The sequence below is a fragment of the Streptomyces sp. NPDC048383 genome (genome assembly GCF_040651775.1).
Lineage (GTDB): Bacteria > Actinomycetota > Actinomycetes > Streptomycetales > Streptomycetaceae > Streptomyces.
Window position 1 is genome coordinate 1 of record NZ_JBEZKS010000036.1, and the last position, 25,791, is coordinate 25,791.

The window sequence follows — 25,791 nt, forward strand, 5'->3', positions numbered from 1 at the left end:
CTCCCCCCGCCGCCGCCCCCCGCCCCCCAACCGCGGCCCCGCAGGCTTCTCGCCTGCGGGTCCGCGTGCTTTCCCCGCCCGGACCCCGTAGAGAGAACCGCTGAGACCCATGGGCTACCCCGACGAGCCGATCTCCCCCCGATCCCCGCGGGTGGCCGCGGCCAGGCGCCTGGCGCGGCGCAACTTCCGCACCAAGGAACGCCGGTTCATCGCCGAGGGCCCGCAGGCCGTCCGTGAGGCCGTCGAGCACCGCGGCGCCCAGGGGCCGACCCTGATCGAGCTGTTCGTCACCGTCGAGGCCGCCGAGCGCCACGCCGACATCGTCGAGGCCGCCCTGCTCTCCGGGGCCCGCGTGCACCGCGCCCCCGACGAGGTCCTCGCCGAGGTGTCCCAGACCGTCACCCCGCAGGGCCTCGTCGGCGTCTGCCACTTCCTCGACTCGCCCTTCGAGGAGATCCTCAAGGCCGGACCCAAACTGGTGGCCGTCCTCGCGCACGTCCGCGACCCCGGCAACGCCGGTACGGTGCTGCGCTGCGCCGACGCCGCCGGGGCCGACGCGGTGGTCCTCACCGACGCCTCCGTGGACCTGTACAACCCCAAGTCCGTACGCGCCTCCGTCGGCTCCCTCTTCCACCTCCCGGTGGCGGTCGGCGTTCCCGTCGAGCAGGCCGTGGACGGACTGCGGGCGGCCGGCGTACGGATCCTCGCGGCCGACGGGGCCGGCGAGGACGACCTCGACGCCGAACTGGACGCGGGCACCATGGGCGGCCCCTCCGCCTGGGTCTTCGGCAACGAGGCCTGGGGCCTGCCGGAGGAGACCCGCGCGCTTGCGGACGCCGTGGTGCGGGTACCGATCCACGGCAAGGCGGAGAGCCTGAACCTCGCGACGGCCGCCGCCGTGTGTCTCTACGCGTCCGCGCGAGCACAGCGGGCGCCCGGAGGGTGCCGCTCCGTGACCCCCAGCTAGTAATGTGACGGCCCGGGGGCCCACTGCGGTACTCGGAGATGTGGGGTACGGGGACATGACCGTCGGTACGAACAGCCTGCCGGGAGCCGCGGCCGGAGCCGGGCAGCGGCCCGGGGACGCCCCCGGCCCGGCCGCCGTCGCCCCCGACGGCCTGCCCGGCGTACCGCACCAGGCGGGCGCCCCGGGGGCCGGCGGCGGCGCCGGGTACGGCCTCGACCCCGACGAACTGCCCGACGGGCTCGTCGTCGCCGACCACGCGGGTCGGGTCATCTGCTTCAACCGGGCCGCCGGCCGGATGACCGCCACCGATCCCCGCCAGGCCCTCGGCAGCCGCATCGACCGCGCGCTGCCCCTGGAGGACCTCGAAGGCCGCCGCTGGTGGGCCCTGACCGACCCCTACGGCGGCCTCGCCACCCGGCGCGGACAGCCCGAACGCAACCTGCTGCTGCCCGGCGGCCGCGAGGTGCTGGTGTCCGCCCGGTACGTGCGCACCCACCCGACCGGCCCGGTCAGCCGCCTCGTCGTCACCCTGCGCGGCACCGAGGCCCGCCGCCGCACCGAGCGCAGCCACGCCGAGCTGATCGCCACCGTCGCCCACGAACTGCGCTCCCCGCTGACCTCCGTGAAGGGGTTCACCGCGACCCTGCTCGCCAAGTGGGAGCGGTTCACCGACGACCAGAAGCGGCTCATGCTGGAGACCGTCGACGCCGACGCCAACCGCGTGACCCGGCTGATCGCCGAGCTCCTCGACATCTCCCGCATCGACTCCGGCCGGCTCGAAGTGCGCCGCCAGCCCGTCGACCTCGCCGCCGCGGTGGGCCGGCACGTCCAGGCCCTCATCGCGAACGGCCAGACCCCCGAGCGGTTCCTCGTGCGGGTCAGCCGTCCCCTGCCCGACCTGTGGGCCGATCCCGACAAGATCGACCAGATCCTCGGCAACCTGCTCGAAAATGCGGTGCGCCACGGTGACGGAACCGTCACCATCGACGTGTCGCCGCACGAGAAGGGAACCGCCGTCACCGTGACCGACGAGGGCCCCGGCATCCCCGAGGAATCGATGGGCCGCGTCTTCACCCGCTTCTGGCGGGGGAGCAAGCGCGGCGGCACCGGCCTGGGCCTGTACATCGTCAAGGGCATCGTGGAGGCCCACGGCGGCACCATCACCGTCGGCCGCGGGCCCGGCGGCGGCGCCCGGTTCCGATTTATCCTGCCCGTCGCCGCACCGGCCTACCTCACGCAGTAATACCGCGCGGGATCTCGCCAGGCGGCCCGCGGGCGCCTCACACCCCCGACGACCTTTAGACTCGTCCTTTGGCACCTTTGTGTCCACGTGCCGATCGCGGCGAGACGTTTCGATCGAGTCGTGCGGGGACCACCAGCCAGCCATCGGAAGTACGGGAAGAGATGTCGGCACCGAACAAGTCGTACGACCCTGTCGAGGTCGAGGCACTGAAACCGGAAGAGATCGAGCGCATGCGGGACGAGGCGCTCGCCGCCTTCGCGTCCGCCGGCGACCTCGACGAGCTCCGCGAGGCGAAGACCGCGCACATGGGCGATCGCTCGCCCCTGGCGCTCGCCAACCGCGAGATCGGCGCCCTGCCGCCCCAGGCCAAGGCCGAGGCGGGCAAGCGCGTCGGTCAGGCCCGTGGCGCCGTGAACAAGGCCTTCGGGGCCCGCACGGTCGAGCTGGAGGCCGAGCGCGACGAGCGGGTGCTGGTCGAGGAGGCGGTGGACGTCACGCTGCCCCACGACCGGATCCCCTCCGGCGCCCGGCACCCCCTGACCACGCTGATGGACCGCATCGCGGACATCTTCGTGGCCATGGGGTACGAGGTCGCCGAGGGCCCCGAGGTCGAGGCGGAGTGGTTCAACTTCGACGCCCTCAACTTCACGCCCGACCACCCCGCGCGCCAGATGCAGGACACCTTCTTCGTCCGGGGGCCGGAAGGCACCGAGGGCGACGAGTCGGGCGTCGTGCTGCGCACCCACACCTCCCCGGTGCAGGCGCGCTCGCTGCTGGAGCGCAAGCCCCCCGTCTACATCGTCTGCCCCGGTCGCGTGTACCGGACCGACGAGCTCGACGCGACGCACACCCCGGTGTTCCATCAGGTCGAGCTGCTCGCCGTCGACGAGGGCCTGACCATGGCGGACCTCAAGGGCACCATGGACCACATGGTCCAGGAGCTGTTCGGCGAGGGCACCACCACGCGCCTGCGCCCGCACTTCTTCCCCTTCACCGAGCCGTCCGCCGAGATGGACATGCAGTGCTACGTGTGTCGCGGCGCGTCGGTGGGCAACCCCGACCGCCCGTGCCGCACCTGCTCCAGCGAGGGCTGGATCGAGCTCGGCGGCTGCGGCATGGTCAACCCCAAGGTGCTGACCGCCTGCGGCGTGGACCCGGAGAAGTACAGCGGGTTCGCCTTCGGGTTCGGCATCGAGCGGATGCTGATGTTCCGTCACAACGTGGAAGACATGCGAGACATGGTCGAGGGCGACGTTCGCTTCACCCGACCGTTCGGGAGTGAGATCTGATGCGCGTCCCGCTTTCCTGGCTGCGGGAGTACGTCGACCTCCCCGCAGGTGCGACCGGCCGCGACGTGGCCGCCAAGCTCGTCGACGCCGGCCTGGAGGTCGAGACCGTCGAGCAGCTCGGCGGCGGCCTCAAGGGCCCCCTCGTCGTCGGCAAGGTCCTGACGATCGAGGAGCTCGAAGGCTTCCGCAAGCCGATCCGGTTCTGCACCGTCGACGTCGGCACCGCCAACGGCACCGGCGCGCCGCAGGAGATCGTCTGCGGTGCCCGGAACTTCGCCGTCGGCGACAAGGTCGTCGTGGTCCTGCCCGGCGCCGTCCTGCCCGGGGACTTCGCGATCGCCTCGCGCAAGACCTACGGCAAGACCTCGCACGGCATGATCTGCTCCGGCGACGAGCTGGGCATGGGCGACGACGGCACGCACGGCATCATCGTGCTGCCGCCCGAGTACGAGGTCGGCACCGACGCGATCGAGCTGCTCCAGCTCGTCGACGAGGTCCTCGACATCGACATCACCCCGGACCGCGGCTACTGCATGTCGATGCGCGGTGTGGCCCGCGAGGCCGCCACCGCCTACGGCCTGCCGCTGCGCGACCCGGCGCTGCTCGACGTCCCGGCGCCCAACTCCTACGGCTACCTGGTCAAGATCGACGACCCGGCCGGCTGCGACCGCTTCACCGCCCGCACGGTGACCGGTCTCGACCCCGAGGCCCGGTCCCCGATCTGGCTCACGCGCCGCCTCCAGAAGGCGGGCATGCGCCCGATCTCGCTCGCCGTCGACGTCACCAACTACGTCATGCTGGAGCTCGGTCAGCCGCTGCACGCCTACGACCGCTCCCGTCTCGACGGCGCCATCGGCGTCCGCCGCGCGGAGCAGGGCGAGAAGTTCACCACCCTCGACGGCGTCAAGCGCACCCTCGACGCCGAGGACCTGGTGATCACCGACAACAGCGGGCCGATCGGGCTCGCCGGCGTCATGGGCGGCGCCAACACCGAGATCGCCGACTCCGTCACCGACCCCGAGACCGGACAGGTCACGGGCACCACGGACGTCGTCATCGAGGCCGCGCACTTCGACGCCATCACGATCTCGCGCACCGCCCGCCGGATGAAGCTCTCCTCGGAGGCCTCCAAGCGCTTCGAGCGGGGCGTCGACCCGCAGGCCGCCGCCGCGGCCGCCCAGCGGACCGTCGACCTGCTCGTGCTCCTCGCGGGCGGCACCGCCGAGGCCGGGGTCACCGAGCTCACCGCACCGGGCGCCCCGCGCACCGTCGCGATGAGCGCCGACCACCCCGACCGCGTCGCGGGCATGGACTACGGCCGCGAGACCGTCGTCCGTCGCCTCCAGGAGATCGGCTGCGACGTCTACGGCCAGGACGAGCTCGTCGTCACGGTCCCCTCGTGGCGGCCCGACCTCGCCGAGCCCAACGACCTCGCCGAGGAGGTCATCCGGCTGGAGGGCTACGGGAACCTCCCGTCCACCCTCCCGCAGGTGCCCTCCGGCCGCGGTCTGACCGCCCGGCAGCAGCTGCACCGCCGCGTCGGCCGCGCGCTGGCCGGCTCCGGCTACGTCGAGGCCCTGAGCTACCCGTTCATCGGCGAGCAGGTCCTGGACCAGCTCCAGTTCCCGGCCCACGACGTCACCCGTCAGGTCGTCAAGCTGGTCAACCCGATCTCCGACGAGGAGCCGGCGCTGCGCACCACGCTGCTGCCGGGTCTGCTCGGCGCGCTGCGCCGCAACGACAGCCGGGGCAGCCACGACCTCGCGCTCTTCGAGACCGGCTCGGTCTTCCGGGCCGACGCGCAGCCGGGCGTCGCCGTGCGACTGCCCGTCGACCGGCGTCCCACCGACGAGGAGATCGAGACCCTGAACGCGGCCCTGCCCGCGCAGCCGCGGTTCGCCGCGGTCGTGCTGGCCGGTGGCCGCGAGCAGGCCGGCTGGTGGGGCAAGGGCCGCCCGGCCGACTGGGCGGACGCGGTCCAGGCCGCCCGGGAGCTGGCCGTCGAGGCCGGCACCGAACTGGTCGTCCGTCAGGGCCGGTACGGCCCGTGGCACCCCGGCCGGTGCGCCGAGCTCGTCGTCACCCTGGACGGGGTGGAGACGGTCATCGGTCACGCCGGCGAGCTGCACCCCCGGGTCGTCAAGGCGATGGGCCTGCCGGCCCGTACCAGCGCCATGGAGCTGGACCTCGACCGCCTCGCGGCGGCCGGTGGCGAGGCCCTCCGGGCGCCCAGGATCTCCACCTTCCCGGTGGCGACCCAGGACGTCGCGCTGATCGTCGACGCGTCCGTGCCGGCCGCCTCCGTGGAGGCCGCGCTGCGCAAGGGCGCGGGTGAACTCCTGGAGTCCCTGCGGCTGTTCGACGTGTTCACCGGCGAGCAGGTCGGCGAGGGCAAGAAGTCGCTGGCCTACGCGCTGCGTTTCCGCGCGCCCGACCGCACGCTGACGGCCGAGGAGTCCACGGCCGCCCGCGACGCGGCGGTGGCGCTGGCCGCGGAGCGGACCGGAGCGGTGCTGCGCGGCGCGTGAGCGCGCCGACGTAGGGGGAACAGGCAGGCAGGGGCACGTCCGGGACACCGGACGTGCCCCTGCGGCTTTCCCGGGGCCTGCGCCTCAGCTCACTCGTTCGGGTGAGAAGCCCGGAGGCCCGTGTCCGGTACGTCTGGAGGTCGACACAATCGTTCCGGCCGCAGGGCCGGAGGGGAGCGACCTACGGATGATCACGCGCGGGAACACGCCCCTGCCCCGCGGGGCGGGCGTCGCGGTGTCCGTCGCGCCCGGGGGTCCGGTCGGGCCCCTCGCGCGGGCGCCGGCGCTCACGCCCGCGCGGCTGGTCGCGGGCGTGCACGCCGCGCCGGCGCGCGACACCGGTGGGCGGCTCGGCGACGACGTCGCCCGGCCGGCGCCGCGCAACGACCGTGACTGAGCGACCCGGCCGTGCCCATCCCCGCCGGCGGGACCGGACCCCGACTTCGGACCGGACCGTTCGCCACCGGCACCGGTGGTGCCGCTCCGCACCGGGCCGGTGGACGGGCCCGGTGCGGATACGGCCCGGCTGCCGGGGCCCGGCGACCGACCGGGGCCCGGAGCAGCCGTGGCGCGCCGCCCGCCTGCCATGGAGTGTCGGGCAGACAGCAAGGCGGGCGGCGCGGTGCCGGGTCGTCGCACTGTACGAGGGGGAGCCGACGACCCGAGCGGCCTCATTGGCGAGGCTCTTCAGTGAAGCGCGCCGGGCCCCTCGCGCGGCAGGGTGCGGATCGCATTTATGCGCGTACTCGATTCGCACCCCGTGTGAATTCGGCGCACCGTGCCCCGCGTGAAGTACCCACCCGCTAGCCTGAATTCCGACGAGCCCCTGGAGGGCCCATGCAGCCCAACGCCCTGCTCGATGCCCTCCTCGCCGAGGCGGGCATGTCCCACGCCGGACTCGCCGCGCACGTGAACCAGGCGGGCCGGACCCGGGGACTCGCGCTGCGCTACGAACACACCGCTGTCTCCCGGTGGTTGAAGGGGCAGCGGCCCCGAGGTCAGGTGCCCGACCTGATCTGCGAGGTCCTCGGGGGACGCCTGCACCGCCCGGTGGCGCTCGACGACATCGGACTCGGCCTGCCCGGCCGGCCGGCCCCGCACACGGCCGGACTCAGCGGTTTCGTGGACCGTGCCACCGCCCTGTGGCGCTCCGACGAACCGGGCCGGCCCGGCCGGCTCACCGCCGAGGCGATCACCGGCACCTCGGCCGTGATCCCGGTGTGGGAGTGGGAGAACCCGCCGGAGGACGCGGACGTGTCCCGGCAGGGGCCGCACCGGATCGGCCCCGAGCACATCGAGATCCTGCGCGCCGCCCGCGCGCACTACGAGCTGATGTACCGGCGGGCCGGCGGTGTCGCCACCCGGGACCGGATCGTGCGCTTCCTCGGCAACGAGACGGCTCCGATGCTGCGCGGCGGCTACCCCGACCCGGTCGGACGCCTGTTGTACCGGGCCACCGGCTCCCTGGTGGCGGTGGCGGGGATCTGCGCGTACGACTCCGACGCCCACGGGCTCGCCCAGCGCTACTTCCACCAGGCGCTGCGCCTGGCGAAGGCCAGCGGGGACCGCGGGCTCGGCGCGTACGTGATCGCCCTGCTGGTCAACCAGTCCCTGCACCTGCGCGACCACCGGCAGGCCGTCGCCTTCGCCGAGGCCGCCTTGCGGGCCGCCGGTCGGCACACCACTCCGGCCCTGGCCGCCGACCTGTACGCGATGCAGGCCAAGGCGTACGCCCGACTCGGCGAGACGGCGGCGGCGTTGTCCTGCATCCGGCGCGCCGAGGCCGCGGCGGGCCGGATCCGGCCCGGTACCGAGCCGGACGAGACCGGGTACGTGCAGCCCGGGTTGGTGAACGTACAGGTCGCCGAGGCGTTGCTCAGCCTGGGCGACCTGCGCGCGGCGCACGCGCAGGCGGTCGAGGCCGTGGGCACCCCGGCGCACGATCGGGGCCGGGTGCACCGGTTGGCGATGCTGTGCGAGATCCAGTTGCGGCAGGGCGAGGCGGACGGGGCGGTGGCGGCAGCGGTCGAAATGGCAGAGCGGGCCAAGGGGATGGAGTCGCTGCGGCTGCGGGACCGGCTGCGGACGGTCCGCGCACAGCTGTTGACCAGCGGTTCGGCGGGTGCGGAGGAGACGGCCCAGTTGATCGACGAGGCGTTGCGCGTTCCCCTGTGAGGACGTGAACTGCTGCGATGTTGCCACCAACCGAACCGAAAGGTGGCAAGACCGTGCAGTGGACGAACCTGAGTGAGCAGACCGTGTACAAGAATCGCTGGTTCGACGTGAACCTCGCCGACGTGGAACTCCCCGACGGCCGGCACCTGGACCACTTCGTCATCAGGCTGCGGCCGGTCGCCGTCGCCACCGCCGTCAACGAGGCCAACGAGGTGCTGCTGCTGTGGCGGCACCGGTTCATCACCGACAGCTGGGGCTGGGAACTGCCGGCCGGGGTCGTCGAGGACGGCGAGGACATCGCGTGCGCGGCGGCCCGGGAGATGGAGGAGGAGTCGGGCTGGCGGCCGGGCCCGCTGCGGCACCTGATGACCGTCGAGCCGTCCAACGGCCTGACCGACGCCCGCCACCACCTCTACTGGTCGGACGGCGCGACCTGGACCGGAGACCCGCAGGACGCGTTCGAGTCCTCGCGCCGCGAGTGGGTCCCGCTGAAGCTGGTGCCGGACATGATCGCGCGCGGGGAGATCCCGGCCGCCAACATGGCGGCCGGGCTGCTCCTGCTGCACCACCTGCGGCCGGGGCGCCCGTAGGGAGGGGCGCCGGTCCCGCGCGGGCCGGCCGTCCCGTCCGCCCTAGCCGTACGGGTAGAAGCCCGAGCCGGTCTTGCGGCCGAGCCGGCCGGCGTCGACCATGCGCTGGAGCAGCGGGGGAGCGGCGTACAGCGGCTCCTTGTACTCGGCGTACATCGAGTCGGCGATCGAGGCGATGGTGTCCAGGCCGATCAGGTCGGACAGCTTGAGCGGGCCCATCGGGTGGGCGCAGCCCAGTTCCATGCCGTTGTCGATGTCCTCGCGGCTCGCGATGCCGGACTCGAACATCCGGATCGCGGAGAGCAGGTACGGCACGAGCAGCGCGTTGACGACGAAGCCGGAACGGTCCTGGGCGCGGACCGCGTGCTTGCCGAGCACGTCCCGCACCAGGGCCTCGGCCCGTTTGACGGTCTCCTCGCCGGTGGTCAGCGCGGGGATCAGCTCGACGAGCTTCTGCACCGGCGCCGGGTTGAAGAAGTGGATGCCGATGACCTGGTCCGGACGCGAGGTCGCGACGGCCAGCTTCACCAGCGGGATGGAAGAGGTGTTGGAGGCGAGGATCGCGTCCGGGCGGGTGATCACCTGGTCGAGGACCTGGAAGATCTCCGTCTTGACCTGCTCGTTCTCGACGACCGCCTCGATGACGAGGTCGCGGTCGGCGAACTCGCCGAGGTCCGTGGTGAAGCTGAGGCGGGCCAGGGTGTCGTCCCGCTCCTGCTCGCTGATCTTGCCGCGTTCGGCGGCCTTGGTCAGGGAGTTGTGCAGCCTGGTCCGCCCGATCTCCAGCGCCTCGCCGGTGGTCTCGGCGACCATCACCTCAAGACCGCTGCGGGCGCACACCTCGGCGATGCCCGCGCCCATCTGGCCACAGCCCACCACGCCGACCCGGGTGATGTCGGTCGGGAGGGTAGAGAGGTCCGTCACGTCGTGCCTTTCGCTGCTCATCCATCGCGGGTCCCCCGTACTCGACAGTGGTAACTGCGTTCCGACGCCCGCCACGCCCCCCGACGTTACCCCCGACGTTGAGCGATGTGGCGGGCCGGGGCGGGCATGCTGGGCGCACGCAACGCATTGTCACGCAACGGAACGGAGTCGTCACATGACGTACATCGGACGGCGGAAGCTACTGGCCGGAGCGGCGGGGGCGCTGGCCTCCACGGCGGTGGCCGGCCCGGCGGCCGCGGTGCGCGGCAGCGCGACGCCGGCGGAACGGGTGGTGGCGCCCGCGGAGCGGGTGGGGGCGGAAGGGGCGGCGGCCCGGGGGCCGGCCCGCGAGTTCCGCGGCATGTGGATCGCCTCCGTGGAGAACGTGGACTGGCCCTCCAGGAGCGGGCTGTCGGCCACGGCTCAGCGCGCGGAGTTGCTCTCGCTGCTGGACACCGCCGTCGAGCGCCGGCTCAACGCGGTGATCCTCCAGGTCCGGCCCACGGCCGACGCGATGTGGCCCTCGACGCGGGAGCCCTGGTCGCAGTGGTTGACCGGGCAGCAGGGCCGCGACCCGGGCTGGGACCCGCTGGGCACCGCGGTCACCGAGGCGCACGCGCGCGGGCTGGAGCTGCACGCCTGGTTCAACCCGTACCGCGTCGCCAACCACACCGACCCCGGCCGGCTGGTCGCCGCGCACCCCGCGCGCCGCAACCCCGGCTGGACCGTCCCGTACGGCGGCAAGCTCTACTACAACCCCGGGCTGCCGCAGGTGCGTGACTTCGTGCAGCGGGCGATGCTCGAAGCCGTCGAACGCTACCCGGTCGACGGGGTGCACTGGGACGACTACTTCTACCCGTACCCGGTCGCCGGTCAGTACTTCGACGACGACGACGCCTTCGCGCGGTACGGCTCCGGCTTCGCCTCGCGCGCCGACTGGCGGCGGAACAACACCGACACCCTCGTGCGCGAGATGGCGCAGAAGGTGCGCGCCGTACGGCCCGCCGCCCGCTTCGGGGTCAGCCCGTTCGCGGTCTGGCGCAACTCCGACCGGGACCCCCTGGGTTCGCCGACCCGGGCGGGGGTGGCGACGTACGACGACCTCTACGCGGACACCCGCAAGTGGGTCACCGAGGGCTGGCTCCACTACATCGCCCCTCAGGTGTACTGGCACATCGGCCACCCGACCGCCGACTACGCCGCGCTCGTGCCGTGGTGGGCGGAGACCGTCCGCGGCACGGGGGTGGACCTGTACGTGGGGGAGGCGCTGTACCGCTGCGACGCCCGCAGCGCCACGCCGGCCTGGCGGGACCCGGCGGAGCTGTCCCGGCACGTACGGCTGGCCCGGAACCACGCGGAGGTCCGCGGCCACGTCTACTTCTCGGCGAAGCAGGTGGTCGCGGACCCCAACGGAGCGATGGCCGAGGTCATCGCCGACCATTACCCGACGGCCGTGCCGCCGCGCTGAAGCCGGTGCCGCCCGTCAGTGGGCGGGGTCGGCGGGGTGGCGGACCACGCAGTCGGGTCCGGGAGCCATGAGCGCTTCGTGGCCGTCCTGGAAGCGGACCCGGTAGGGCGGGGTTCCGTTCTCCCCCAGGATCTGGGTGATCTCGCCGACCTTGTCGTTCTGTCCGACCACCCTGCCGTGCTGCACGATCTGGTCGCCCTCGGTGGCGTGCATAGTGACCTCCTCGACGGTGGTCCGATCCGATCCGGTGATAGCAGTTTAGGGCGGTTCGGGGCTATTTGACCCGCTGGGTCGCGGTGATGCAGACGAGCACGGCGCAGGCGGCCAGCGGAGTGGCGGGGGACATTTCCTCGCCCAGCAGGACCACCGACCACAGCAGGGTCAGCAGCGGCTGGGCGAGCTGGAGCTGGCTGGCGCGCGGGGCGCCGATCGCGGCCATCCCGCGGTACCAGACGTACAGACCGAGGAAGGTGGACCCGGCCGCCGCCCACACCAACCCGATCAGCCCGTGGCCGGTGAGGTGCACCGGCTCGTACGCGAGACCGAGCACGGATCCGGCCGCGCTGAGCGGCAGGCACAGCACCAGGGCCCAACCGATGACCTGCCAGCCCGGCAGCGTCCGCGCGAGCCGGGCGCCCTCGGTGTACCCCGCGGCGCACACCAGCAGCGCCCCGAAGAGGTAGGCGTCCCCGACCGATGCGCTGCCGCCGCTCTGGGCGAGGGTGAAGCCCAGCACGATCGCGGCGCCGGCGACGGCCGCCACCCAGAACCGCCGCGAGGGGCGGGCGCCGGTGCGCACGGCGGACAGCGCGGCGGTGGTCAGCGGCAGCAGCCCGACGACGACGGCGGCGTGCGACGTGGTCGAGGTCTGCAGGGCCAGGGTGGTCAGCAGCGGGAAGCCGACCACCACGCCGCCCGCCACGACGGCGAGCCCGGCCCAGTGCGCACGGGCGGGCGGCCGGACCCGGCCGGCGAGCAGGAAGACCCCGGCGATGGCCGCGGCGAGGAGACTGCGCAGCGCGACGAGCGACCAGGGGCCGAAGCTCTCCAGGCCCCAGGCGGTGGCGGGGAAGGTCAGCGAGAACGCGACGACTCCGAGCAGGGCGAGCAGCGTGCCCGAGCGGCTGCCGGCGGGGCCGGTGGCGGTGCCGGTCGCGCTCCCCGGGCCGGTGGCGGTGTCGCTCCCCGCGCCCGTCTTCGCGCCGCTTCCCGTGGCCGTACCCGCGTCGGCGCCGGTTCCGGCGGCCCGGCCGGGGCCGGTGGTGGGGCGGACCGCTATCGAGGTGGGGCGAGTAGCGCTATTCTGTGCTGTCATGTACGAGCGTAGCAGTGTGGCGGAACTCGCGGAAAGCTTGAAATCCGAGCTGGACCGCTATCCGGTGGGTGGAAAGCTGCCGTCGAGCCGGGCCCTGGTGGAACGGTTTCGGGTCAGCCCCGTCACGGTGACCCGGGCGCTGGCCCAGCTCGCCGCCGAGGGCTTGGTCGTCACCCGCCCCGGCGCCGGGGCGTTCCGGTCCCGGCCCCGTACGACGGCGCCCGCGCCGGCCGACACCTCCTGGCAGGAGGTCGCCCTGAGCGCCGAGGGCGCGGGGGACGTCGTCCCGCGTTCGGTGGACGCCTCCGGGGTGATGATCTCGCTCGTCACGCCGCCGCCCGGGGTCATCGAGCTCAACGGCGGCTACCTGCACCCCTCGATGCAGCCCGAGCGGGCCATGGCGGCGGCCCTGGCCCGGGCCGGACGCCGGCCCGGGGCGTGGGGGCGCCCGCCGGTGGAGGGGCTGCCGGAGTTGCGCGACTGGTTCGCGCGGGAGATCGGCGGCGCCGCCGCGTCGGTGCGGGCCGCCGACGTGCTGGTCTCGGCGGGCGGGCAGAGCGCCCTCACCACCGCCCTGCGGGCGCTTGCCCCGCCCGGCAGTCCGGTGCTGGTCGAGTCGCCCACCTACCCCGGGTTGCTGGCCATCGCCCGCTCCTCGGGCTGCCGGCCCGTACCGGTCCCGGTCGATGCCGACGGGGTCCGGCCGGAGCTGTTGGCCGCCGCCTTCGAGGCGACGGGCGCGCGGGTCTTCGTGTGCCAGCCGGTGTTCCAGAACCCGACGGGGGCGGTGCTGTCCGCCGCGCGGCGGCCCGAGGTGCTGCGGATCGCGCGCGCCGCCGGTGCCTTCGTGGTGGAGGACGACTACGCCCGCTACCTGGCCCACGACGACAGCGGCCCGCTGCCCGCCACCCTCGCCTCGGAGGACCCGGACGCCGTGGTGGTGCACGTCCGCTCCCTGACGAAGCCGACCTCACCCAGCCTGCGGGTCGGGGCCATCGCCGCCCGCGGCCCCGTACTGGACCGGCTGCGAGCCATTCAGGTCGTGGACAACTTCTTCGTGTCGCGGCCCCTCCAGGAAGCCGCCCTCGAACTGGTCGGGGCGCCCGCCTGGCCCCGCCACCTGCGCGCCGTCGCCGCGGAACTGCGGCATCGGCGGGACGTGCTCGCCGGGGCCCTGCGCCGTGAACTGCCCGCCGTCGAAGTGCCCCATCTGCCTTCCGGCGGCTACCAGTTGTGGGCCCGGCCCGGTGGGCCCGGCGACGACGCGGAGTTCGCGGCGACGGCCCTGCGCGCCGGGGTCGCGGTCGCCCCGGGCCGCCCCTACTTCTGCGCGGAGCCACCGGCCCCGCACGTCCGCCTCAGCTTCTCCGGCGTCCCGGGTTCCGACGAACTCGTGGAGGCCGTACGGCGGTTGCGGACCGCCCTGGACCGGGGGGCGGGCCCCGCCGATCGCGTCGGTTGAGGTGCCCGGGGCGCTGTCCTGGCCGGAGCGCACGACGTACGACCCGACGGTGACGAGGCGGCGGCCCGGGCCGTCGCGGTCGGCTGGTTTGAACGCGTTCAGTCGAACGGGTTCATTGATGCGGACGGGCGTCCGGGGCGAGGGGGCGGCCGTGGAGGTCGGTGCGGTGACGGGCGGGGGAGCGCACGCCGGATTCGGCCGCGGTGCCCGCGACTGGGCCCACCCGTGGCAGTACGCCCTCGCCGTGTGCGCGCTGCTGTCACCCGTGCCGCCGGCGCTCGAATTCGACCGCTTCGTGGACGGACCCGGTTACCTGGTGCTCTGCGCCGTGGTGGCCGGCCTCGTCGCGCTCCCGCTGCTTCTGGGTCGGCGTCGGGTCCCGTTCGTGCGGGCGGCGGGCGTCGTCGGGGCTGTCCTGGTTCCCTGGTCGGTGATCGGCGCCCTCGGCGGGATGATGGTCTTCCTCATGTCGGCCCCGCTGCTGTGGTTGGCCGCCGTCGCCGACCCGTGGGCGCGGTCGTCGCGGCCGGGGCGGGGGTGTTGCTGGTCGTGGCGATGGTGACCGTTCCCGACTTCTGGTGGCGGCGGGGCTGAGCGGGCGGTGGACGCCCGGCGCCGGTCGGCCGGCGACGGCGTCGAGGTGTTCCCCGGCCTCCATGCGGCGCCGGCGGCGCGCCCCGAACGGGCCCGCCCCGAACGGGCCCGCCCCGAACGGGCCCGCCCCGAACGGGGCTGAACCGGCCCGGTCGTGAGCCCGCGCCGGCCCGTCGGCCGGGCCGTCCGCCGTCCGGGCCGGAGGTCCCCCGTCCGCCGCTTCGGCTCAGCCGGCCGGGTCGGGAGCCGGGGCCAGGCCGTCCGCCACCAGGCCGGCGAGGACCGCCCGGCCCAACGTCTGCACGGCGGACTGCGGGCGGACCATGACGGTGAACTCCTTGATCCGGCCGTCCTCGTCGAACTGGAGGAGGTCGATGCCGTGGATCTGCTTGCCGTCCACCCGGGCCCGGAAGGGCAGGATCACCGACGGGGCCTCCCGTCCGTCCGCGCTCGTCTCGGCGGCGCCGTCCAGGCGCCCGAGGTAGCGCAGTTCCTCGAAGGTGCGCAGCAGGACCCCGAAGAGCCCAAGGACCATCGGCTTGCCCTCGAAGGGCTTGAACTTCACCGGGCTGTAGAGCCGGATGTCGTCCGTGAACAGATCGTCCAGGGCGCCCGGATCACCCTTCTCGACGGCGGCGCGGAAGCGTTCGGCAGTCTCCATGACCCCTCCTCCTACTCATGAATATGACTAATCACTTTCTTGAGTATCATGCGGCTGACGGACCGGAGAAGGGAAGGGGCTTATCCTCGATGGCCTTGCGGCATGCCGTACTCGCGGCACTGCTGGACGACGAGTACAGCGGCTACGAACTGGCGAAGGAGTTCGGCGTCGGCGTGGCCAACTTCTGGCACGCCCTGCCCCAGCAGGTGTACGCCGAGCTCGGCAAGCTGGAGAAGGCCGGCCTCGTCACGGGTCGGGAGGTGGTCCAGGAATCCCGGCCCAACAAGCGCCTGTTCAAGGTCACCGGGGCCGGTCGCGCCGAGCTGGAGGCGTTCGCCGTGGCCGAGGTGAAGAGCTCGGTCATCCGTGACGACCTCCTCGTCAAGGTCCAGGCGTCCGACAGCATCGGGGCCGCCGCGGTGATCGCCCAGTTGGAGGAGCGGGCGGTGGCCGCCGACCGCAAGATCGAGTTCCTCGGCAAACTGCTGCGCAACCTGCGCGGGCGGAGCACCGAGGAGGAGTACCTGCGTACGGGCCCCCGGGCCGGCGCCTATCTGACCTGCCTGCGCGGTCTGGCCTTCGAGCAGGGCCACCGCGACTGGTGCCTGCGGGCGGCTTCCGTCCTGCGGCTGCGTGAAGGGGGAACCACCCGTGCCGAGGACTGAGACCGGGTACGCGCGTTACGTCGCCCTCGGCGACAGCCAGACCGAGGGCGTCGGCGACGGGGACGACGTCGTGGGCCTGCGCGGCTTCGCCGACCGGCTCGCGGAACACCTCGCGGTCGCCAACCCCGGCCTGCTGTACGCCAACCTCGCCGTCCGGGGCCGGCTCGCCGGACAGGTCGTCGCCGAGCAGGTGGAGCAGGCTTTGGCGCTGCGCCCCGATCTGGTGACCGTCATAGCGGGGGTCAACGACCTGCTGCGGCCCGGGTTCGACGCCGCGCGGGTGGCGGGGCAGGTCGAGGAGGCCTTCGCCGCCCTCTCCGCCGCCGGGGCGCAGGTCGCCACCGCGACCTTCCCCGACATCGGGCGGATCGCCCCCGCGGCCCGACCGCTGCGGCCCCGCGTGCTCGCGTTCAACGCCCACATCCGGGAGGCCGCCGCCCGGCACGGGGTCGTGGTCGCCGAAACCGCCCTGTCCGACGTGGCCGCCGACCCGCGGTTGTGGGCGGTCGACCGGCTCCACGCGGGCCCGCTGGGCCACGCCAGGATCGCCGCCGCGCTGGCCGAGGCGCTCGGGGTGCCGGGCAGCGACGACAGCTGGTCCCACCCGCTGCCGGCGCGCCCCGATCCGTCCGCCCTGAGGGTCGTCTCGACCGAGGTGGTCTGGGCGGCCGGGTTCCTCGGCCCCTGGCTCGGACGCCGCCTGCGCGGCCGCTCCTCGGGCGACGGCCGCAGCGCGAAGCGCCCCGAACTGCTGCCGGTGCTCCCGGTAGGGGCGGAGTCGGTGCCGCCCGGTGCCGGGGCCGCCGGCCGGGTCGCAGGCGGGCCTGCGGAGCCGGGAGCCTCGTAGGGCGTGGCTCCGGCGCAATAATGGACGTCCGCCCCCGCCGGTCACCGCTCGGAGGAACGCCTGACCCCACCACCGGCTGACACAACCCGCTGACACAGGCCGCGACGCCACCGCACCGGACCAGGCCCACACCACACCCACCCCCTCCCGGGCTTTGCTTTGCATAAAACTGCGGGGCTACGTATAGTCATGCCATCGATGAGGAGGATCCGATGGTGGTACGTGTAGCGGTGGCCGGTGCGAGCGGATACGCGGGCGGTGAGGTCCTGCGCCTGCTCCTGTCGCACCCCGAGGTGCTGATCGGCGCGCTCACCGGCAACTCCAACGCCGGACAGCCCCTCGGCCTGCTCCAGCCGCACCTCGCGCCGCTCGCCGACCGGATCCTGGAGGCGACGACGCCCGAGGTCCTCGCGGGCCACGACGTGGTGTTCCTCGCGCTGCCGCACGGCCAGTCCGCCGCCGTCGCCGCCCAGCTCGGCAAGGAGGTACTCGTCATCGACATGGGGGCCGACCACCGGCTCAAGGACTCCGCCGACTGGGACGCCTTCTACGGAGCCCCGCACGCCGGAACCTGGCCCTACGGCCTGCCCGAACTCCCCGGCTGCCGCTCCGCCCTGGCGGGCGTCAAGCGCATCGCGGTGCCCGGCTGCTTCCCCACGGCCGTCTCCCTCGCCCTGTACCCCGCCTACCAGGCCGGCCTCGCCGAACCCGAGGCCGTGATCGTCGCCGCCACCGGCACCTCCGGCGCGGGCAAGGCGCTCAAGGCGAACCTGCTCGGCTCCGAGGTCATGGGCACCGCGACCCCGTACGGCGTGGGCGGCGTGCACCGGCACACGCCCGAGATGGTGCAGAACCTCTCGCCGCTGGCCGGACAGCGCGTCAGCGTCTCCTTCACCCCGAACCTCGTGCCCATGCCGCGCGGCATCCTCGCCACCTGCTCGGCCAAGGCCCTCCCCGGCACCACCGCCGAATCGCTGCGCGCCGCCTACGAGAAGGCCTTCGCCGACGAGCCGTTCGTCCGGCTGCTCCCCGAGGGCGGCTGGCCGACCACCAAGGCCGTCACCGGCTCCAACGCCGTCCAGGTCCAGGTCGCCCTCGACGCGTCCGCCGGACGGATCATCGCCATCAGCGCGATCGACAACCTCACGAAGGGCACCGCCGGCGGCGCGGTGCAGAGCATGAACATCGCCCTCGGCCTGCCCGAGGCACTGGGACTTTCCGCCGTCGGAGTCGCACCGTGAGCCACGCCCGCACGGCCGGCCCGACGGGCGACAGCGACACCAGCCGCAGCGGCGGCGGAGCGAACAAGGAGATGCAGTGAGCGTCACGGCAGCACAGGGATTCACGGCGGCGGGCATCGCCGCCGGGATCAAGGCGAACGGCAACCCCGACCTGGCCCTCGTGGTCAACCACGGGCCGCGACTGGCCGCCGCGGGCGTCTTCACCTCCAACCGCGTCAAGGCCGCTCCCGTGCACTGGTCCGAGCAGGTCCTGCGCGGCGGCGCCGTCAGCGCCGTCATCCTCAACTCCGGCGGCGCCAACGCCTGCACCGGCCCCAAGGGCTTCCAGGACACCCACGCCACCGCGGAGAAGACCGCCGAGGTCCTCAACGCCCGGGGGCTCGGCGCCGAGTTCAACGCCGGTGAGATCGCGGTCGCCTCGACCGGCCTGATCGGCGTACTGCTCCCCATGGACAAGCTGCTGCCCGGCATCGACGCGGCCGCGGCCGCCCTCGACGCCGACGGCGGCGAGGCCGCCGCCGTCGCCATCAAGACCACCGACACCGTGCACAAGACGGCCACCGCCGGCCAGGACGGCTGGACCGTCGGCGGCATGGCCAAGGGCGCCGGCATGCTCGCCCCGGGCCTGGCCACCATGCTCGTGGTGCTCACCACCGACGCGGACCTCGACAGCGCCGCCCTGGACGGGGCCCTGCGCGACGCGACCCGCACCACCTTCGACCGGATCGACTCCGACGGTTGCATGTCGACCAACGACACCGTGCTGCTGCTCGCCTCCGGCGCCTCCGGCCTGACCCCCGCCGCCGCGGACTTCGCCCGCGCCGTACGGACCGTCTGCGACGACCTCGCCCGCCAGCTGATCGGGGACGCCGAGGGGGCCAGCAAGGACATCCGCATCGAGGTCGTCGGCGCGGCCACCGAGGACGACGCGGTCGAGGTCGGCCGGTCCATCGCCCGCAACAACCTGCTCAAGTGCGCCATCCACGGCGAGGACCCCAACTGGGGCCGGGTGCTCTCCGCCATCGGCACCACCAAGGCGGCCTTCGACCCGGACCGGCTGAACGTGGCCATCAACGACGTCTGGGTCTGCAAGAACGGCTCCGTCGGCGAGGACCGCGACCTGGTCTCGATGAAGGGCCGCGAGGTCCGCATCACCGCCGACCTGTCCACCGGCACCGAAGCCGCGGTCATCTGGGCCAACGACCTGACGGCCGAGTACGTCCACGAGAACAGCGCGTACTCCTCATGAGCGGCGCCACCGGAAGTGCCCGCAAGCACACGGCCCTGCCCAAGGCGGAGATCCTCATCGAGGCCCTGCCCTGGCTCACCCGGCACAACGGCAAGATCGTCGTGATCAAGTTCGGCGGCAACGCCATGATCGACGAGGAGCTGAAGGCCGCCTTCGCCACGGACGTCGTCTTCCTGCGGCAGGCCGGCCTGCGGCCCGTCGTCGTGCACGGCGGGGGCCCCCAGATCAACGCCCAGCTCGACAAGCAGGGCCTGGTCAGCGAGTTCAAGGCGGGCCTGCGCGTCACCACGCCCGAGGCCATGGACGTCGTACGGATGGTGCTGGCCGGTCAGGTCCAGCGCGAGCTGGTCGGGCTGCTCAACCAGCACGGGCCGCTCGCCGTCGGCATGACCGGCGAGGACGCCCACACCATCACCGCGACCCGGCACAGCCCGGAGATCGACGGCGAACTCGTCGACATCGGCCGGGTCGGCGAGATCACCGCGATCGACACCGGAGCGATCGAGGCGCTGCTCGCCGACGGCCGGATCCCGGTCATCTCCTCCATCGCGCGCAGCGCCGACGACCACCACGTGTACAACGTGAACGCCGACACGGCGGCGGCCGCCCTGGCCGCGGCGCTCGGCGCGGAAATCCTGATGGTCCTCACCGACGTCGAGGGCCTCTACGCGGACTGGCCGAACAGCGACGAGGTCATCAGCCGGCTCACCGTCAGCGAGCTGGAGAAACTGCTGCCCGAGCTGTCGAGCGGCATGGTCCCCAAGATGGAGGGCTGCCTGCACGCCGTCCGCGGCGGCGTCGGCACCGCCCGCGTGATCGACGGGCGCGTCCAGCACTCGATCCTGCTGGAGATCTTCACCGACGAGGGCATCGGCACGATGGTCGTGCCCGACGGACACCAGGGCGCACAGTCCGCACGGAACCACGGACCGCAGGGGGGAACGGCATGACGACGGCAACGGGCAACGAGGGCTACGGCGCCCGCTGGCAGGACGCGCTGACCAACAACTACGGCACCCCCGCGCTCGCGCTCGTGCGCGGCGAGGGCGCCCAGGTCCGGGACGCCGACGGCAAGCAGTACACCGACTACGTCGGCGGCATCGCGGTGAACGCCCTCGGGCACGCCCACCCGGCGATCGTCGCGGCGGTCACCCAGCAGATCTCCACCCTCGGCCACGTCTCCAACCTGTACGCCTCCGAGCCGGTCCTCGCGCTCGGCGAGCGGCTCCTCCAGCTCTTCGGCCGCGAAGGCCGGGTTTTCTTCTGCAACTCCGGAGCCGAGGCCGTCGAGGCCGTCTTCAAGCTCGGCCGGCTGACGGGTCGGACCCACATGGTCGCCACCACCGGCGGCTTCCACGGCCGGACCATGGGCGCGCTCGCGCTCACCGGCCAGCCGACCAAGCAGGCCCCCTTCCTGCCGCTGCCCGGCGACGTCACGCACGTCCCGTACGGGGACGTGGAGGCCCTGCGGGCCGCCGTCACCGCGGAGACGGCGCTCGTCCTCATCGAGCCGATCCAGGGCGAGAACGGGGTGGTCGTCCCGCCGGCCGGTTACCTGACGGCCGCCCGCGAGATCACCCGGGCCACCGGCACGCTCCTCGCGCTCGACGAGGTCCAGACCGGCATCGGCCGCTGCGGCCAGTGGTTCGAGCACCAGGCGCACGAGGGCGTCGAGCCCGACCTCGTCACCCTCGCGAAGGGTCTGGGGGGCGGCCTGCCGATCGGCGCCGTCGTCGCCTTCGGCGCGAGCGCCGGTCTCCTCCAGCCCGGCCAGCACGGCACCACCTTCGGCGGGAACCCCGTCGCCTGCGCGGCGGGCCTCGCCGTGATCGACACCATCGCCGCCGACGGACTGCTCGACCGGGTGAAGGAGCGCGGCGAACGCCTGCGCTCCGGAATCGAAGGCCTGCTCGACGGCGAAGGCCACCCACTGGTCTCCCACGTCCGGGGCGCCGGCCTCCTGCTGGGTATCGTGCTGACCGAGCCGCTCGCACCGAAGGTGCAGCAGGCGGCTCAGGAAGCCGGATTCCTGGTCAACGCGCCCGCCCCCGACGTCGTACGACTGATGCCGCCGTTCGTCATCACCGAGGCCGAGGTCGACGCGTTCCTCGGGGCCCTGCCCGGCATCCTCGACGCAGCGGGACGATCCGGAGAATGAGACGACGATGAGTCACGCGCAGGAACACGAGCAGTACGGCCAGTCCGTACCGCAGACCCGCACCGCCCGCCACCGCCGGATCGTGGACATCCTCAACCGGCAACCGGTCCGCTCCCAGAGCCAGCTGGCGAAGCTGCTCGCCGACGACGGGCTGAGCGTCACCCAGGCGACGCTCTCCCGGGACCTCGACGAGCTCGGCGCGGTGAAGATCCGCAACACCGGCGGCGAGCTGATCTACGCGGTGCCCAGCGAGGGCGGCTTCCGCACCCCGCAGGCCCCCCTCGGGGAGTCGGCGAAGGAGGAACGGATGCGGCGCCTCTCCGGGGAGCTGCTGATCTCGGCGGAGGCCTCCGCGAACCTCGTGGTCCTGCGCACCCCGCCCGGAGCGGCCCAGTTCCTCGCCTCGGCGATCGACCAGGCCGAACTCCAGGCGATCCTCGGCACCATCGCGGGCGACGACACGCTGATGCTGATCAGCCGCGACCCGGCCGGCGGTCAGGCCCTCGCAGACCACCTCCTGAAACTGGCGCAGAAGGAAAGCTGAGGCCCCGGCGGCATGCCCGCCCGGTCCCGGGCGCCTCAGTACCGCGTCACGTCCAGCGGGCCCGCCCCCGTGCCGATCGCCAGGTGCGGGGCGCGGCGGGGATCGGCCCAGCGGAGGATCCGGCGCATCGCGCCCTCCGGGACGGACACGCAACCGGCCGTGGCGCCCTTGCCGTTCGCGTGCAGGAAGATGCCGGCGCCCCGGCCCCGGACGGGCCGGTCGTAGTTGAAGTCGACCACCAGGGCGTGCGCGTACTGGCGCGCGTACGTCACCAGGTGCTCGGCCTCGCCCGCCGCGCAGTCGGCGGGCAGCGGCTCGACCCAGCGGTTGTAGCTGCCCGAGGCGTTGTCCTGGCACCACCACGAACGGTCCGTCACCCGCCGGTACGCGTACGACGTCCCGGCCGGCGCGGGCGCGATGCCGAAGGCGTAGGGGAGCCCGTACAGGCCCGTCGGGGTGGTGTTCGTGCCCTGGATCCGGGTCGCGCCCTCGGTCAGGCCCCTCGCGCCGAACCGGGCGGGCGCGCTGCCGGCCTCGTACCAGCGGCCCGCGCGCCGGTCCCACCAGGTCAGCACGCCGGTGGTGGATCCGGCGTCGGGCGCGACGGCGGTGATCAGTTGGCTCCCGCCGCCGGTGTCGGCGAGGCGGGCGGGCAACGGCGTCGGGCCGTGGGGGCCGTGGGGGCTCTGCGGGCCGTGCGGGAGCAGGGCGGCGGCGATCAGCGAGCCGGTGGCGAGGGCGGTACGCAGCATCCGTCCGACGGTACGGGCGCGAGCGGCGGCGGCGACGCAGGCCGGCCGCCGGACCCCGATCCGGTGCACCCGTACGCCCCACCGGCACCGGCCGGGCCCGTCGCGCCCCCGCTCCGCGGGCGTCCGGCCGGGGATCGTCGTGGCACAGGCCGAGGGGCGGGAGTGGCTGGATGGGCGCGGCCTAGGTCCCCGACACCCCGGCTGACCTCCCCTTATGGGCTCGATTGACGAAACATACGGAGTAGTGCATAGTTATGCCTGTCGTTGAATGACCTTTCATCCGGCGAACCGCGAAGAAACGCGAACCACCCCGAACGACCCGCGCCGAACCCATCGGTCCGACGCGTACACACCGCATGGAGGCAGCCGTGACCGAGCGCGTCGTACTCGCCTACTCGGGCGGACTGGACACCTCCGTCGCCATCGGATGGATCGCCGAGGAGACGGGCGCCGAAGTCATCGCCGTCGCGGTGGACGTCGGTCAGGGCGGCGAGGACCTCGACGTCATCCGCAAGCGGGCCCTGGCCTGCGGCGCGGTCGAGGCCGAGGTCGCGGACGCCAAGGACGAGTTCGCCGACGAGTACTGCCTCCCGGCGATCAAGGCGAACGCCCTGTACATGGACCGGTACCCGCTGGTCTCCGCCCTCTCGCGGCCCGCCATCGTCAAGCACCTGGTCGCCGCCGCCCGCAAGCACGGCGCGACGACCGTCGCCCACGGCTGCACCGGCAAGGGCAACGACCAGGTCCGCTTCGAGGCCGGCATCGCCGCCCTCGGCCCCGACCTCACCTGCATCGCCCCGGTCCGTGACTACGCCATGACCCGGGACAAGGCCATCGCCTTCGCCGAGAAGGCGCGGCTGCCGATCGCGACCTCCAAGAAGTCCCCGTACTCGATCGACCAGAACGTCTTCGGACGGGCCGTCGAGACGGGCTTCCTGGAGGACATCTGGAACGCCCCGATCGAGGACGTCTACGAGTACACCGCGAACCCGGCGCTGCCCCGCGAGGCCGACGAGGTCGTCATCAGCTTCGAGGAAGGCGTCCCGGTCGCCCTCGACGGCGAGCCCGTCACCGTCCTCCAGGCCGTTCAGCGGCTCAACGAGCGCGCCGGAGCCCAGGGCGTCGGCCGGATCGACATCGTCGAGGACCGTCTCGTCGGCATCAAGTCCCGCGAGGTGTACGAGGCTCCGGGCGCGATCGCGCTGATCACCGCCCACCAGGAGCTGGAGAACGTCACCGTGGAGCGCGAACTGGCCCGCTACAAGCGGCAGGTCGAGCAGCGCTGGGGCGAGCTGGTCTACGACGGACTGTGGTTCTCGCCGCTCAAACGGGCCCTGGACGGCTTCATCGACGAAGCGAACCGGCACGTCAGCGGTGACGTACGGATGACCCTGCACGGCGGCCGGGCCGTCGTCACCGGCCGCCGGTCGGACGAGTCGCTGTACGACTTCAACCTGGCGACCTACGACTCGGGCGACACCTTCGACCAGTCCAAGGCCCAGGGGTTCATCGAGATCTTCGGTCTCTCCTCGAAGATCGCCGCACGCCGCGACCTCGGCTGATCCCGGTCGTTCTCCACCACGCAGTACGAGACGGCCTCCCCGTTACCTCCGCGACGGGGAGGTCGTCGCACCACCACCCTCATGAGGAGCAGTAGCTGTGAGCAGCAACAACGGTGACGTCCGGCTCTGGGGCGGCCGGTTCGCCGACGGTCCCTCCGAAGCCCTCGCGAAGCTTTCCGCGTCGGTCCACTTCGACTGGCGCCTCGCCCCGTACGACATCGCCGGCTCGCGCGCCCACGCCCGCGTCCTGCACAAGGCGGGCCTGCTCACCTCCGAGGAGCTCGACCGCATGACGGCCGGCCTCGACCAGCTCGAAGCCGCCGTCGCCGACGGCTCCTTCGTGGGCACCGTCGCCGACGAGGACGTCCACACCGCCCTGGAGCGGGGCCTGCTGGAGCGGCTCGGCCCCGACCTCGGCGGCAAGCTGCGGGCCGGCCGTTCCCGCAACGACCAGGTGGCCACCCTCTTCCGGATGTACCTGCGCGACCACGCGCGGATCATCGGCGGCCTGATCGCCGACCTCCAGGACGCGCTGATCGGCCTCGCCGAGGCGCACCCGGACGTGGCGATGCCGGGCCGCACGCACCTCCAGCACGCGCAGCCGGTCCTGTTCGCCCACCACGTACTGGCGCATGTGCAGCCCCTGTCCCGGGACGCCGAGCGGCTGCGGCAGTGGGACACCCGCACCGCCGTCTCCCCGTACGGCTCGGGCGCGCTGGCCGGCTCCTCGCTGGGCCTGGACCCGGAGCAGGTGGCCGCCGACCTGGGCTTCGAGCGGGGCTCGGTCGGCAACTCCATCGACGGCACCGCCTCCCGGGACTTCGTCGCCGAGTTCGCCTTCGTGACCGCGATGATCGGGATCAACCTCTCCCGGATCGCCGAGGAGATCATCCTGTGGAACACGAAGGAATTCTCCTTCGTCACCCTCCACGACGCCTTCTCCACCGGCTCGTCGATCATGCCGCAGAAGAAGAACCCGGACATCGCGGAGCTGGCGCGCGGCAAGTCGGGCCGCCTCATCGGCAACCTGACCGGTCTGCTGGCCACGCTCAAGGCGCTGCCGCTGGCCTACAACCGTGACCTCCAGGAGGACAAGGAGCCGGTCTTCGACTCCTGCGACACCCTGGAAGTCCTGCTGCCCGCCTTCACCGGCATGATGGCGACGCTGACGATCAACCGGGAGCGGATGGAGGAGCTGGCGCCGGCGGGCTTCTCCCTCGCGACCGACATCGCGGAGTGGCTGGTCAAGCAGGGCGTCCCGTTCCGGGTGGCGCACGAGGTGGCCGGCGAGTGCGTCAAGGTCTGTGAGGGCGAGGGCATCGAGCTCGACCAGCTCACCGACGACCAGTTCGCCAAGATCTCGGAGCACCTCACCCCCGAGGTCCGGACCGTCCTCAACGTCAAGGGCGCGCTGGCCTCCCGCAACGGCCGTGGCGGCACCGCCCCGTCGGCCGTCGCCGTCCAGCTCACCGAGTTGAAGGCCGACCTGGTCATCCAGCACGCCTGGGCGATCCACAAGCAGTAGCGGTCCGCGCCCGGAAGGGGGCGGTGGGAGCC

At 73.2% G+C, this 25,791-nt stretch carries 24 protein-coding genes; 19 read left to right on the plus strand and 5 right to left on the minus strand.

Annotation, left to right across the window (positions count from 1 at the left end):
- Nucleotides 1-109 precede the first annotated feature (109 nt).
- The 7 genes from AB0D46_RS23380 to AB0D46_RS23410 all read left to right on the plus strand — a co-directional run bounded on the left by AB0D46_RS23380 (nt 110) and on the right by AB0D46_RS23410 (nt 8,792).
- Nucleotides 110-967, plus strand: coding sequence for an RNA methyltransferase (locus AB0D46_RS23380; protein WP_362880093.1), 858 nt, complete (start codon nt 110-112; stop codon nt 965-967).
- 55 nt (nt 968-1,022) lie between these two features.
- The gene (locus tag AB0D46_RS23385; RefSeq protein ID WP_362880094.1) at nt 1,023-2,210 is read left to right on the plus strand and encodes an ATP-binding protein; all 1,188 of its coding nucleotides are present in this window, start codon (nt 1,023-1,025) and stop codon (nt 2,208-2,210) included.
- A gap of 161 nt (nt 2,211-2,371) precedes the next feature.
- A complete protein-coding gene (pheS, locus tag AB0D46_RS23390) occupies nt 2,372-3,499 on the plus strand; it encodes a phenylalanine--tRNA ligase subunit alpha (protein WP_362880096.1) in 1,128 nt (375 codons plus the stop codon).
- On the plus strand, nt 3,499-6,027 hold the full coding sequence (pheT, locus tag AB0D46_RS23395) for a phenylalanine--tRNA ligase subunit beta (RefSeq protein WP_362880098.1): 2,529 nt from the start codon (nt 3,499-3,501) through the stop codon (nt 6,025-6,027). The genes pheS and pheT overlap by 1 nt, the downstream gene beginning before the upstream one ends.
- 187 nt (nt 6,028-6,214) lie before the next feature.
- On the plus strand, nt 6,215-6,424 hold the full coding sequence (locus tag AB0D46_RS23400; RefSeq protein ID WP_362880100.1) for a hypothetical protein: 210 nt from the start codon (nt 6,215-6,217) through the stop codon (nt 6,422-6,424).
- Nucleotides 6,425-6,864: 440 nt separating this feature from the next.
- On the plus strand, nt 6,865-8,202 hold the full coding sequence (locus AB0D46_RS23405; protein ID WP_362880102.1) for a transcriptional regulator: 1,338 nt from the start codon (nt 6,865-6,867) through the stop codon (nt 8,200-8,202).
- A 53-nt stretch (nt 8,203-8,255) separates the two neighbouring features.
- Complete coding sequence (locus AB0D46_RS23410; RefSeq protein WP_362880103.1) at nt 8,256-8,792, plus strand: NUDIX hydrolase; 537 nt, start codon at nt 8,256-8,258, stop codon at nt 8,790-8,792.
- 42 nt (nt 8,793-8,834) lie between these two features.
- On the opposite strand, the gene AB0D46_RS23415 is transcribed toward AB0D46_RS23410, so the two are convergent.
- A complete protein-coding gene (locus AB0D46_RS23415; RefSeq protein WP_362880105.1) occupies nt 8,835-9,737 on the minus strand; it encodes a 3-hydroxybutyryl-CoA dehydrogenase in 903 nt (300 codons plus the stop codon).
- A gap of 154 nt (nt 9,738-9,891) precedes the next feature.
- Here AB0D46_RS23415 and AB0D46_RS23420 point away from each other — a divergent pair, with 154 nt between their 5' ends.
- Nucleotides 9,892-11,184, plus strand: coding sequence for a family 10 glycosylhydrolase (locus tag AB0D46_RS23420; protein ID WP_362880106.1), 1,293 nt, complete (start codon nt 9,892-9,894; stop codon nt 11,182-11,184).
- Nucleotides 11,185-11,199: 15 nt separating this feature from the next.
- Here AB0D46_RS23420 and AB0D46_RS23425 read toward each other — a convergent pair whose 3' ends face one another.
- On the minus strand, nt 11,200-11,397 hold the full coding sequence (locus AB0D46_RS23425) for a DUF1918 domain-containing protein (RefSeq protein ID WP_281209903.1): 198 nt from the start codon (nt 11,395-11,397) through the stop codon (nt 11,200-11,202).
- 61 nt (nt 11,398-11,458) lie between these two features.
- The gene (locus tag AB0D46_RS23430) at nt 11,459-12,499 is read right to left on the minus strand and encodes a DMT family transporter (protein WP_362880107.1); all 1,041 of its coding nucleotides are present in this window, start codon (nt 12,497-12,499) and stop codon (nt 11,459-11,461) included.
- On the opposite strand from AB0D46_RS23430, the gene AB0D46_RS23435 reads away from it, so the two are divergent.
- Both AB0D46_RS23435 and AB0D46_RS23440 read left to right on the plus strand, forming a co-directional pair.
- Entirely contained in the window at nt 12,498-13,961 is a 1,464-nt protein-coding gene (locus AB0D46_RS23435) for a PLP-dependent aminotransferase family protein (RefSeq protein ID WP_362880109.1), read from the plus strand. The genes AB0D46_RS23430 and AB0D46_RS23435 overlap by 2 nt on opposite strands.
- A 118-nt stretch (nt 13,962-14,079) precedes the next feature.
- On the plus strand, nt 14,080-14,523 hold the full coding sequence (locus AB0D46_RS23440; RefSeq protein ID WP_362880110.1) for a hypothetical protein: 444 nt from the start codon (nt 14,080-14,082) through the stop codon (nt 14,521-14,523).
- Nucleotides 14,524-14,781: 258 nt separating this feature from the next.
- On the opposite strand, the gene AB0D46_RS23445 is transcribed toward AB0D46_RS23440, so the two are convergent.
- The gene (locus AB0D46_RS23445) at nt 14,782-15,216 is read right to left on the minus strand and encodes a nuclear transport factor 2 family protein (protein ID WP_362880112.1); all 435 of its coding nucleotides are present in this window, start codon (nt 15,214-15,216) and stop codon (nt 14,782-14,784) included.
- A gap of 89 nt (nt 15,217-15,305) precedes the next feature.
- On the opposite strand from AB0D46_RS23445, the gene AB0D46_RS23450 reads away from it, so the two are divergent.
- The 7 genes from AB0D46_RS23450 to AB0D46_RS23480 all read left to right on the plus strand — a co-directional run bounded on the left by AB0D46_RS23450 (nt 15,306) and on the right by AB0D46_RS23480 (nt 21,920).
- On the plus strand, nt 15,306-15,881 hold the full coding sequence (locus AB0D46_RS23450) for a PadR family transcriptional regulator (RefSeq protein ID WP_362880114.1): 576 nt from the start codon (nt 15,306-15,308) through the stop codon (nt 15,879-15,881).
- Nucleotides 15,868-16,728 (plus strand): SGNH/GDSL hydrolase family protein, encoded by an 861-nt coding sequence (locus AB0D46_RS23455; RefSeq protein ID WP_362880116.1) that lies wholly within the window; start codon nt 15,868-15,870, stop codon nt 16,726-16,728. Before AB0D46_RS23450 ends, AB0D46_RS23455 begins: the two co-directional genes overlap by 14 nt.
- Before the next feature lie 212 nt (nt 16,729-16,940).
- Nucleotides 16,941-17,969 carry an N-acetyl-gamma-glutamyl-phosphate reductase gene (gene argC / locus AB0D46_RS23460; protein ID WP_362880118.1) on the plus strand — a complete coding sequence of 343 codons (1,029 nt, stop codon included), beginning with the start codon at nt 16,941-16,943 and terminating at the stop codon, nt 17,967-17,969.
- A gap of 76 nt (nt 17,970-18,045) precedes the next feature.
- Nucleotides 18,046-19,218: a bifunctional glutamate N-acetyltransferase/amino-acid acetyltransferase ArgJ gene (gene argJ / locus AB0D46_RS23465; RefSeq protein ID WP_362880119.1), complete on the plus strand. Its 1,173-nt coding sequence runs from the start codon at nt 18,046-18,048 to the stop codon at nt 19,216-19,218.
- Nucleotides 19,215-20,168, plus strand: a complete 954-nt coding sequence (gene argB / locus AB0D46_RS23470) for an acetylglutamate kinase (protein WP_362880121.1) — start codon at nt 19,215-19,217, stop codon at nt 20,166-20,168. Before argJ ends, argB begins: the two co-directional genes overlap by 4 nt.
- The gene (locus AB0D46_RS23475; protein WP_362880123.1) at nt 20,165-21,376 is read left to right on the plus strand and encodes an acetylornithine transaminase; all 1,212 of its coding nucleotides are present in this window, start codon (nt 20,165-20,167) and stop codon (nt 21,374-21,376) included. The genes argB and AB0D46_RS23475 overlap by 4 nt, the downstream gene beginning before the upstream one ends.
- Nucleotides 21,377-21,383: 7 nt before the next feature.
- A complete protein-coding gene (locus tag AB0D46_RS23480) occupies nt 21,384-21,920 on the plus strand; it encodes an arginine repressor (RefSeq protein ID WP_362880124.1) in 537 nt (178 codons plus the stop codon).
- 35 nt (nt 21,921-21,955) lie between these two features.
- Here AB0D46_RS23480 and AB0D46_RS23485 read toward each other — a convergent pair whose 3' ends face one another.
- Nucleotides 21,956-22,672 (minus strand): L,D-transpeptidase family protein, encoded by a 717-nt coding sequence (locus AB0D46_RS23485; RefSeq protein WP_362880126.1) that lies wholly within the window; start codon nt 22,670-22,672, stop codon nt 21,956-21,958.
- Between the two features lie 368 nt (nt 22,673-23,040).
- Here AB0D46_RS23485 and AB0D46_RS23490 point away from each other — a divergent pair, with 368 nt between their 5' ends.
- Together AB0D46_RS23490 and argH are read left to right on the plus strand one after the other, a co-directional pair.
- Nucleotides 23,041-24,234, plus strand: a complete 1,194-nt coding sequence (locus AB0D46_RS23490; RefSeq protein ID WP_362880127.1) for an argininosuccinate synthase — start codon at nt 23,041-23,043, stop codon at nt 24,232-24,234.
- 97 nt (nt 24,235-24,331) lie between these two features.
- Nucleotides 24,332-25,759 carry an argininosuccinate lyase gene (gene argH, locus AB0D46_RS23495; RefSeq protein WP_362880129.1) on the plus strand — a complete coding sequence of 476 codons (1,428 nt, stop codon included), beginning with the start codon at nt 24,332-24,334 and terminating at the stop codon, nt 25,757-25,759.
- The last annotated feature ends 32 nt before the right edge of the window (nt 25,760-25,791 follow it).